Genomic DNA, 10,365 nt, shown 5'->3' on the forward strand with positions numbered 1-10,365 from the left:
GACTCGGAAATTACCAATTTACCTGGATCGCGCCCGGATCTGGGTCAGATTTGGTTGCACCGATTGAACAAAACCGCAGGCGTAGCAGCGCTACGTCGAGGATTTTGTGATTGAGGTGCGACCACAGATGGCCCAAAGCCGAGATGCGTTATGGTAAATTGGTAATTTCCGCGTCACTTAACACCTCGACCGAAAACTGACCGGTAAAGGGACGGCCGAAATGTTCGTAGGCAGAGGCAGTGGCCATCCTGCCGCGTGGTGTTCGAAGCAGAAATCCGGACTGGATCAAGAACGGCTCGTAAACATCTTCGAGAGTATTACGCTCCTCGCAAACGGAAGTTGCCAAAGTATCAAGCCCCAAGGGTCCGCCTTGAAACTTGTCGATAATGGTGAGCAGAATGCGACGGTCCATGTCGTCTAACCCCAGCGGATCGACATTAAGCAGATCAAGGGCCTTGCGGGCCACATCACGGGTAATCCGGCCATCGGCCTTTACTTGGGCATAGTCGCGGACCCGCTTCAACAGACGGTTGGCAATTCGGGGAGTGCCACGGGAACGGCGTCCGAGTTCAGCCGCGCCTTCCGGGTCCATCGGGATACTGAGCATCCGAGCCGAGCGCTCAACAATAGAGACCAGCTCGTCTGGTGAATAAAATTCGAGACGCAGGAGCACGCCAAAGCGATCGCGAAGCGGCGGAGTGAGAAGTCCGGTCCGGGTAGTGGCGCCGACCAAGGTAAAATGAGGCAGGTTCATCTTAACCGATTTGGCCCCCGGCCCCTGGCCGATCACCAAATCGAGCTGAAAATCCTCCATCGCCGGATAGAGGATCTCTTCAATCGCATGGTTTAAACGGTGAATCTCATCAATAAAAAGGACATCACCCTCCTGGAGACTGGTGAGGATCGCGGCCAAATCACCTGCCTTCTCGATGACCGGGCCGGAGGTAACCTTGATATTGGCGCCCATCTCATGAGCGATAATATAGGCAAGAGTGGTCTTCCCCAGACCGGGGAACCCATGAAAGAGGACATGGTCAAGGCTCTCCTTACGCCCTTTGGCCGCTTGAATCGCAATAGTCAAGTTGTCCTTAAGCTGATTTTGACCAATATAGTGGGCCAATTTCTTGGGCCGTAGCGAAAGCTCTTCGATCAAGTCGTCACGAACTGGTGTCGAACTGACTATCCGTTCTTCCTCAAAACTCATGCCAGGGACCTCAATGCCAAACGAAGGAGTTCTGCAATGGGTGGAGCAGATTGGCCGTCAGGAAGAGAGTTGCGAACCCGACGCAGTGCTTCCCTGGCCTGGGCTGGAGGATAGCCGAGATTGGTCAAAGCCGAGATCACGTCTGCCGCCACCTGATCACTCTCATCAAGCACAGCAGCCTTAACTTCCGAAGGCCTGGCCTCAAGCTCGGCAAATGACCTCACCTTATCCTTCAACTCCAGACAGAGTCGTTCCGCCGTCTTCTTACCCACACCAGGCAGGGCGGTCAATCGATGCAAGTCGTCAGTCATTACTGCCCGTGCCAACTCACCAGGGGAGACGACCGCCAGGATATTCAGCGCCACCTTGGGCCCCACTCCGGAGACAGTGAGCAGAATGATGAACATCTCCTTCTCCCGGGCATCAGTAAAGCCGAAGAGTTCAATGGCGTCCTCCCTGACCTTGGTGAAAATGTGGAGGAAGACCTCCTCGCCCAGCAAGGGCAGCCGTTGCAGACCCGAGGCGCAAAAGGCGACGTCATACCCCACCCCGCCGGCCTCGACCACCACCCGGGCAGGGTCGGCATGAATTAAGGTCCCGCGCAAACTGGCGATCATGATGTTATCCCATACTTAAGATGATTACTCAGACAAAGAGCGATTGCCAAGCCATCAGCAGCATCCTGGCTGGGTTCTGCCGACAGATTCAGCAAGACCCGCACCATATGTTGCACCTGTTCCTTGGCGGCCTGACCGTACCCGGCCACCGCCTGCTTGACCTGCTTGGCTGTGAATTCATGCACCTCAAGGCCATGAGTAAGCAAGGCGATCAGGATCGCTCCCCTGGCCTGGCCCAGCTTAAGGGCGGAACTGGGATTTTTGGCAAAGAAAACCTCTTCCACCGCCGCACACTCAGGGCTATACCGCTCAATAACCTGCCGCACCCCATCATGAATCTCCTTCAAGCGCAAAGGGAAGGCGAGAGTCGGAGTCGACTTGATGACTCCGCAGGCAACAAAATAATTGACGCCGCCCCGCCTCTCGACTACCCCGTACCCCGTTGTCCGTGACCCAGGATCAATTCCAAGAATCCGGAACACCCGGCTCAGGAGAGGTTCTCCATCAACTCGTCAGGAATATCAAAGTTAGCGTAGACGTGCTGCACATCGTCGTTATCTTCAAGCATCTCCATCATCGAAAGCACCCTGCGGGCAACCTTTTCCTCGGTGATCTCGATCGTGTTTTGGGGAATCATATCAACAGAGGCGCTCGCTATGACAACGCCTGCCGCCTCCAACGCCTCATTAACAGCGTTAAAATCATTGGGCTCGGTGAGGACCTTAAAGACATCACCCTCGTCGACCACGTCTTCTGCCCCCGCCTCCAGCGCCAACTCCAGCAACTTATCTTCAGAAGTGGCCTCTTTCTCCACCACGATCACGCCCTTTTTATCAAACATGAAAGAAACGCACCCGGACTCGCCCATATTGCCGCCGCTCTTACTAAAGGCATAACGGACCTCGGAAACAGTGCGGTTCCGGTTATCAGTCATGCAGTCGACAAGCACCGCCACCCCACTGGGGCCATATCCTTCGTAGACGATCTCTTCGTAATTCACCCCATCCATATCGCCGGTGCCCTTCTTGATCGCCCGATCAATATTGTCTTTGGGCATATTCTCAGTTTTGGCCGCCATTACTGCCGACCGCAAACGAGCGTTGCCGGCAGGATCTCCTCCACCCATGCGAGCGGCAACCATAATCTCCTTGATCAACTTGGTGAAAATCTTGCCACGCTTAGCGTCAGCCGCACCTTTTTTTCGCTTGATCGTACTCCACTTAGAATGTCCTGACATTGTTCTTGCCTCCGATTTATTCCACTCGACAATTTATATCGTACTGCTAATCATAGTTCCTTTATACCCCTGACCAAAGACGAAGAGTTCCCGACTCTCCGGTCGTGAACTCTTGGGCTTGACGATCTTCACTTTCCCAAAACACCCGCGCACCTCTTCGACAAAGTCCCGGCAATCCTCTCCATCAAAGACCTTACAATAAAAAACGCCGCCCTTGGCCAGCACCTGACAGGCCAAGGCAAGCGCCCGCCGGCACAAGACCAACGATTTTTGATGATCCGCCCACTTATTGCCTGTGGTCTGAGGCGCCATATCACTGAGCACCACCTGAAACTCTCGGGCATAGGCGGTAACGGCGACCACTGTTTCGTCCGCCATTATATCGCCACGAACAAACTCAATCGGAGCCCGCCCCGACTCGGCCCGCCGTTTCCCAGCCTGAAGATCAACCCCCACCACCAGACCCTGAGGACCGACAATTTTGGCGGCATATATTGACCAACTCCCCGGGTAGCTCCCAATATCAAGCACCTTCGATCCCCGCTTGAGAAAACCGTACTTTAGATTCGCCTCCTCAAGCTTATATACCGACCGAGCGGGATACCCTTCTTTCTGGGCCTTTTTAAAATAGTAATCCTGAATTTCCTTCACGGTAGCTGCCTTATCGGGTATCTCAATCGAAAGTGATCACAGGGTGCCCCTGAGATCGCCTTCAGCATAGGGCAGGACAAAACTGCTGACCTCCCCTGTGATCAGTTACTCTCAATCGTTCACGATTACGGGCGCCTCATTACAAGGAGACAGGAGCCGCACAATTGGCTGAGTCCCGTCAACACCAAACGGGAAAGACGAAAAAACTGTATTTGATCACCTGTGGAAATGAATTCCGTAAACACGGTGAACCTTCATAATGGTGTTGAAAAGTAGTTTATTTAAGGTGGATTGACAACTGAAATATGGCGATAAAGATCGTGATTATTGAATTCCTCATCTCCTGCTTTTGTGAAAAAAAACTAACAAAATCAATTTGATTTTCCCTGTTCAATCTGTATAATTTTTTATGACATAATCAATTTCTCTTATGGGTGATTTTATTTACCCACCAGGATGACGCTTAAATGAAAAAACTTATCGCCCTTAGCACAGCAGGGCTACTGATCATAGCTCTTCTTGGCATAATCACCGCCTTGAGTATCAACCATCTGGCACAGAACTTTTCAGAAAGAGCAATCCGCGCGCTCCAAGGAAAGACAGTAAACGGCATCACGATCGAACACCTTAGCGTGCCAAGACCAGTGATAAATCCCGCAGACCGCACCCTAACCTGGTCAAACCTTGACGCTCAAATCACTATTGCAAGAGATCCCAAATGGCTTGCTGGAAAGAGTGTCAGGCTCCACCTGGATACTTTCCAAGTCACCAAGGACAGCTTACTCTCAAACAGGTTTCTGCTAATGGCCAATGCCATTTCAGCCACCATACATGACAATACGCAAACGACCGACCAATCTGTCGCAGATGGCCTAACGAGCATAAGCAATGGCAACCTTACCCTGCCAATCCTACTCAAACTCTGGCCTCCGAATTCCATCACACATCAAGCCAAAAACCTCCTCCACGACCTGCTTGGGTTGATCCAAACCGGCAGCGCCACCGTCCCCATCTCGTTCTCGGGGATCAGTTCCTTTCGCATTAACAATGAAACCGTTAACACGAAGCTTTTGGTGCAACAAAGGGATACCGTGCACCGCCTGACCATGGACAAAGAGTCGCTTCAGGTTATCTCCTGGATTATGGCGGAACAGCTCACCGCCCCCGAGATAGAACTGCTCTCCGAAAATCCCTTCAAGGCCCCACGCCTCCTGCAGATCCGTGACGATGCTCAGGAATCAGCCAGCCGAGCCCATCAAGAACACGCCGTTATTCCCGAGGATGCATACCGCCATGTATTATGGAGTTACCTGCTCACCACAACCTACGGTGATCAATTCGCCAAAGAGGTGACCAATGCCCACGAACAAGGGATAACAGACAACACACCTGCCGAGCACCGGATGGATTACGCAAATAATGCCGTAGGCAGAAAATACGCAGCACAAAACTACAGTCGAGATGAAATTATCGACCGGCTGCTGAAGGACCCGGAAGTCATCCGTAAAGCCGATGATCATGGCGTTCGCTGAAATGATCGAAACGCCCTTCTTAATCCCAGAACAGGAACATCATGACCCATACTCCCCCTACGCATGATCACTATCAGCCGAATCTGAGAAGCATGAGTTCTCCCTTGGAGTTCTGGGACACTGTCCGGCTGGAGTGCGAAAGAGCCGATCGTTACGACATGCGTCTTTTTATGGCAGTGTATGAGATTGGCATTAAAGACGAAAAAAATATCTTGGTAAAGACACTAGTCCGGAAACTCTCTCTTCGTGTCAGGAACATGGATTTTATCGGTTGGTTCAGCACAGGGCAGATAGGCATTCTAATCCCTCATACCCCAAATGAAGGAGCGATAAAACTGGCCCAGGACATCTACGACCTGCTCTCTCCACTTACCAGCCCGCCTCCTTTCACTATCTATACGTACCCCTCCGATCGTTGGCCAATTAAAAAAAGCATCCCCCTCCGCCTGCTCAAGATTTTCAATAACGTTAAAATATGGATCAATCCACAAGGGATCACTCAAAGCGACGAACTCCGAGCACAACTCGGCCTGGAACTTGACCGGGCAAACCGTTATGGCCACAGCTTCGCCCTGATCGTCTTTCACTGCTCAAACGTCGCGGCACATGGAATCACCGTATCAAAACTTGCCAAAGCACTGAACCACCGCCTACGAGAAACTGATTCTTTCGGATGGTATGGATCAAATGAAATGGCTGCCATCCTTCCCTACGCTACCCTCTCCAACGCTACGCAGATAGGCCAGAGCATCTGTGAGATAGCCGGCATTCCCGCACCAGGGAGCTTCACCGCCTACTCCTATCCTCACCAGTGGCTTGCCACAAAAATCACCCCGTCAACCGCAGTTTCCCAACCCGAAAATATACCACCAGCCACGCTCCCGGGTGACACTCAAACACAGGAACAACTTCCCCCGTCGCTACTCCGAGGAGATCAATTCAAACGCGCCTTGGACAAAGAGATCATGCGAGCCTTGCTCAACGGTCATGATCTCTCTCTCCTCATTTTCAACGCCAATAACCTCACAGGCCAAGAAAGCTCAGTATCAACCTTTGCTCACAACTTATCCAATCGGCTGCGAGAGGTTGACCAGTTCGGTTGGTATGAAGAGGGGAAGATCGGGGTACTGCTACCCAGCGCCTCTCACGATGCCGCCATCAAGCTGGGGCAGTCCATCTGCGAACTCAACCATCTCTCGGCAGAGGGAATGGTAACGGTATACACCTATCCCAGCCACTGGACTCCTGACCACCCATCCCCTTCCCCTCCAAAAAATAATCGCCCCCTAACAAAAGCCGCAGACTTTGACTGCCGTCAAGGCGATGCACTCGCTACTCCCCCATCAGAAATCGAAGATTTCATCGCCAAGCCCATCCCCACCTGGAAAAGGGCCTTGGATGTCAGTGTTTCGCTGTGCGGAATCATTCTACTCTCCCCACTTTTTCTTCTGGTGGCAATCGGCATCAGGAAGAGTTCACGAGGACCAATATTTTTTCGCCAGACACGAATCGGATACAAACGAAAACCCTTCACTCTGCTCAAGTTTCGAAGTATGCACGCCCATGCGGATGCCGAAAAACATCGCAAATTCATGAAAAGGCTCATCACCACCAATGCCGATACCCCCAACACCAAAATCGAGACTGATGAAAGAATTTTCCCTTTGGGCCTCTTCCTTCGCAAAACAAGCATTGATGAGTTACCGCAGCTCTTCAATGTGCTCAAGGGGGAGATGAGCCTGGTCGGCCCGCGCCCCTGCCTTGACTATGAGGCTGATGAGTATTTGCAGTGGCATACCCAGCGCTTTCATATCCTGCCCGGCATCACCGGACTATGGCAAGTCAGCGGTAAGAACCGCCTGTCCTTCAAACAGATGATCCGTCTTGACATTCAATATGCCAAGAAACTCTCTTTCTGGCGGGACGTCAGTATTCTCGTCAAAACCATTCCTGCCATGATATCAATCTACTTTGAAAGACACACTTAAACGTAGCACGATAGTCCACGCCAAAAGATCCAGAGACAGACGCCAACAAACTCCACACCATACTATGGGACAATCCGTGAACATGTTCGGGCTTAACATCGCCTCTGTCTCCTTTGCCGAAGCAGTTTCGGCGTTAAGTGAGGTCCTCGACAAAGAGGCCCCAGCCAAAGTGGTGGTAACACCCAATACCGACCAGATTGTCAAACTCAGCCGGGACCATGATCTTCTCCTCCAGTATCAAACCGCCGACTTCATCTTCCCTGACGGATTTCCACTCGTCGTTGCCTCGCACTTGCTGCACGGCAAAGGTGGTTGCCAAGAACGAGTCACCGGGGCAGACCTGTTCCCCGCCCTCTGCCGGGTAGTCGATAAACAACATGGCAGAATTTTTCTGCTGGGCGGGCACCCCGAAGATGAAGCATCTCTCAGCCTGGCCATGATCAATAAATATCCATCTGCGCAAATAGAAATATTCTCCCCCTCAATGAACTTTACCACTGATTCAGCCGAAGGCCGGGATGCTATCGAACGAATTAACCGGTTCAAGCCAGACCTTACTTTTGCCTGCCTGGGAATGCCCAAACAGGAACGCTGGGCTCTTCGTTATCGTTCGATGCTGGCAACAAAACTGATCTGCTGCTTTGGCGCCGCCTTCGAGTTCGACTTGGGATTGACCAAACGGGCTCCTGTCGCAATCCAAAAAATTGGCCTGGAATGGCTGTGGCGTCTCCTGGGCAACCCCCGCGCATTGAGTAGGCGCTACCTGATTGACGATCCATATTTTGCGGTGATCCTGTTGCGGGAATTACTCAAAACGGCTCGTCATCGCCGAAACGAGCCTCGAATCTGACATGCAGCCTCAACCTTTGCCCATTAAAGTTCTCCACCTCATCAATGGTGAATACTATGCTGGCGCTGAACGAGTCCAGGACCTACTCGCCATCAACCTGCCTGCCCACGGATACGAGGTGAGTTTCGCCTGCCTCAAACCGATCGCCTTCCCCGAAGCACGAAAGTGCCAAGAAGCCCCACTCTTCCGCCTGCCCATGCGCTCGGCAATCGACTTACGCGTGACCAAAGATTTAATCCGGCTGATCAAAGAACAGCGATTTGCCCTGATCCACACCCACTACAGCAGGAGCAACCTCCTGGGTGGCCTCGCCTCACTCATCACCGGAATTCCTCTTGTCCAACACATCCATGGAGTTATCGGGTTCGACTCCGGCACCATCATAAAAAAATATCTTAACGTTCTAATTGAAAGGCTGGCCATGATTCAGGCCAGGAAAATCATCGTGGTTTCTCATCACCTGCGATCGACCATCACTGCTCAAACCGCCTTCCAGCACAAACTTAAAGTCATCCACAATGGGGTTCCGATCAATCCCATCCTCCCCGCCCGCTCATTAAACCAGAAAAATCCAATCATCGGCACAGTCGCCTTCTGGCGCCCAGGAAAAGGGCTTGAGGAACTTATTCGCGCCCTGCACCGACTCACCGTCACTGGACAAAGATTCATGCTGCTGGTTGTAGGCGGATTCATCACCCCTCAGTATGAGACAAAGATCAAGGCAATTGCCAAAGACCTCGGCATTGCCAATCAAATTCGTTGGCTCGGCGCCACCTCGACGGTAAATAGTTATCTCCGGGAGATGGACCTCTTTGTCCTGCCAAGCTTAAGCGAAGGGTTGCCGATGGTGATCTTGGAGGCAATGGCGGCGGGTGTGCCAGTGGTGGCGACAGATGTCGGCGGCATCAGCGAAGCGGTGCGGCACAAGGTGGACGGGGTACTGGTCCCTGCTAAAGACCATGAGGCTCTGGCCTGGGCTATTCAAAAACTACTCAACGCCCCCCCCCTGTGGGCCGAGTACCGTGTTAGCTCCCATGTACGGCAAACCGCGCTGTTCTCAGACCAGCACATGACCTCGGAAGTAGCAGCGGTTTACTCTCAATTACTGCGCTTAAAAAACCATGGAGACGCGAATCGGTGAAGCCTGCCACCCACGCTCTTATCAGCGGATCTCCCCAGGCAGTGGCCCTCGTCCTCGGGTTAGACAGCCCAACCAGCCTGGGAGTTATCCGCAGCCTTGGCAAACAAGGCATCCCTGTCATCGGAGTTGGCCGTCAGCAGCACACTCTCGGCGGCTCGTCACGATACTGCTCCCTCTGCGAAACAGTCTCGTCAGACACCGAACTCACGAATCTGCTCATTGCTCTCGGAAATGCCGCCCAATGCCCACCGATCATTTTCACAGAAAGCGATGACTACCTCCTGCTGCTGGATCGGCATCGACTGGAACTTGCCTCATTACGTTGGCTCCCAACCTCCAAACACCCGCTGCCAGAGCTGATCAACAAACGATCAATGCTTGCCTTGGCACAAAGGGAAAACCTGGATATTCCAGCGACCTTTTTTTCCGACGAACTCCCGCTTGAAACCATCCTCGCCAGTGCGGTCTATCCCTGCTTCATCAAACCCCTGCTCACCCAGAACGATTACCGGACCAAAGGTGAAGTCGCCACCACCCCTGACGAGTTAATTCGCATTATCCACAACCCTCGATTTACAGACGGATACATGGCCCAGGAGATTATCCCCGGACCCGCGACCAATCTCTTCTTCTATATAAGTTATTTTGATGCCACTTCCACTCCACGGGCTGCCATCACCGGCCACAAAATCAGACAAATCCCCCCTGACTTCGGCATTGGCACCCTTGCCGTCAGTCAGCAACACCCTGAAATCACTCGCCTCTCTGAATCTTTCCTGCGAGGAGTCGGATATCATGGCCTGGCGGATCTGGAATTCAAATATGACCCGCGGGACAACCGCTACAAGTTCATTGAGATCAATCCCCGCCCGTGCGGCCTGATTGAACTTGCCAGAGCAGCGGGGCTGAACATGGCGCTCCTCGCCTACAAAGAACTGACCGGTAGTTCCCCATCACCCTTACTGCCCCCGGCCCAAGATGGCTTAGTCTGGATGTCGACACTCGATGACTTGATCCGCTGTATGAAGTACAATCAGGGAAGAGATTCCCTCTGGGAATGGCTGCGGATGATTTACCAAAAAGATTGCGACGCCGTGTTTTCAACTCAAGACCTGGTTCCATTCCTATTCAACATATCATCCCGA

10 protein-coding genes are annotated in these 10,365 nt (G+C 52.5%); 5 read left to right on the forward strand and 5 right to left on the reverse strand.

Annotation, left to right across the window (positions count from 1 at the left end; all coding sequences use genetic code 11):
- Positions 1–148: 148 nt before the first annotated feature.
- Genes ruvB through FP815_13950 form a run of 5 tightly spaced genes read right to left on the reverse strand, consistent with a single transcriptional unit; the run spans position 149 to position 3,709 of the window.
- On the reverse strand, positions 149–1,204 hold the full coding sequence (gene ruvB, locus FP815_13930) for a Holliday junction branch migration DNA helicase RuvB (GenBank protein MBA3016024.1): 1,056 nt from the start codon (positions 1,202–1,204) through the stop codon (positions 149–151).
- Positions 1,201–1,821: a Holliday junction branch migration protein RuvA gene (gene ruvA / locus FP815_13935; protein ID MBA3016025.1), complete on the reverse strand. Its 621-nt coding sequence runs from the start codon at positions 1,819–1,821 to the stop codon at positions 1,201–1,203. The genes ruvB and ruvA overlap by 4 nt, the downstream gene beginning before the upstream one ends.
- Entirely contained in the window at positions 1,818–2,312 is a 495-nt protein-coding gene (ruvC, locus tag FP815_13940; protein ID MBA3016026.1) for a crossover junction endodeoxyribonuclease RuvC, read from the reverse strand. Before ruvC ends, ruvA begins: the two co-directional genes overlap by 4 nt.
- Positions 2,309–3,058 (reverse strand): YebC/PmpR family DNA-binding transcriptional regulator, encoded by a 750-nt coding sequence (locus FP815_13945; GenBank protein ID MBA3016027.1) that lies wholly within the window; start codon positions 3,056–3,058, stop codon positions 2,309–2,311. The genes ruvC and FP815_13945 overlap by 4 nt, the downstream gene beginning before the upstream one ends.
- Before the next feature lie 33 nt (positions 3,059–3,091).
- Positions 3,092–3,709 carry an RlmE family RNA methyltransferase gene (locus FP815_13950; GenBank protein ID MBA3016028.1) on the reverse strand — a complete coding sequence of 206 codons (618 nt, stop codon included), beginning with the start codon at positions 3,707–3,709 and terminating at the stop codon, positions 3,092–3,094.
- Positions 3,710–4,176: 467 nt separating this feature from the next.
- Between FP815_13950 and FP815_13955 the strand changes: the two genes are divergently transcribed.
- The 5 genes from FP815_13955 to FP815_13975 form a co-directional block, all read left to right on the forward strand.
- Positions 4,177–5,241, forward strand: coding sequence for a hypothetical protein (locus FP815_13955; GenBank protein MBA3016029.1), 1,065 nt, complete (start codon positions 4,177–4,179; stop codon positions 5,239–5,241).
- 41 nt (positions 5,242–5,282) lie between these two features.
- On the forward strand, positions 5,283–7,229 hold the full coding sequence (locus FP815_13960) for a hypothetical protein (protein MBA3016030.1): 1,947 nt from the start codon (positions 5,283–5,285) through the stop codon (positions 7,227–7,229).
- Between the two features lie 64 nt (positions 7,230–7,293).
- Positions 7,294–8,079 carry a WecB/TagA/CpsF family glycosyltransferase gene (locus FP815_13965; GenBank protein ID MBA3016031.1) on the forward strand — a complete coding sequence of 262 codons (786 nt, stop codon included), beginning with the start codon at positions 7,294–7,296 and terminating at the stop codon, positions 8,077–8,079.
- Position 8,080: 1 nt separating this feature from the next.
- Positions 8,081–9,220 (forward strand): glycosyltransferase family 4 protein, encoded by a 1,140-nt coding sequence (locus FP815_13970; protein ID MBA3016032.1) that lies wholly within the window; start codon positions 8,081–8,083, stop codon positions 9,218–9,220.
- Positions 9,217–10,365: hypothetical protein (locus FP815_13975; protein ID MBA3016033.1), on the forward strand; the 1,149-nt coding region annotated here is incomplete at its 3' end. The genes FP815_13970 and FP815_13975, both read left to right, overlap by 4 nt.

The organism is Desulfobulbaceae bacterium, from assembly GCA_013792005.1.
Classification (GTDB): Bacteria; Desulfobacterota; Desulfobulbia; order Desulfobulbales; family VMSU01; genus VMSU01.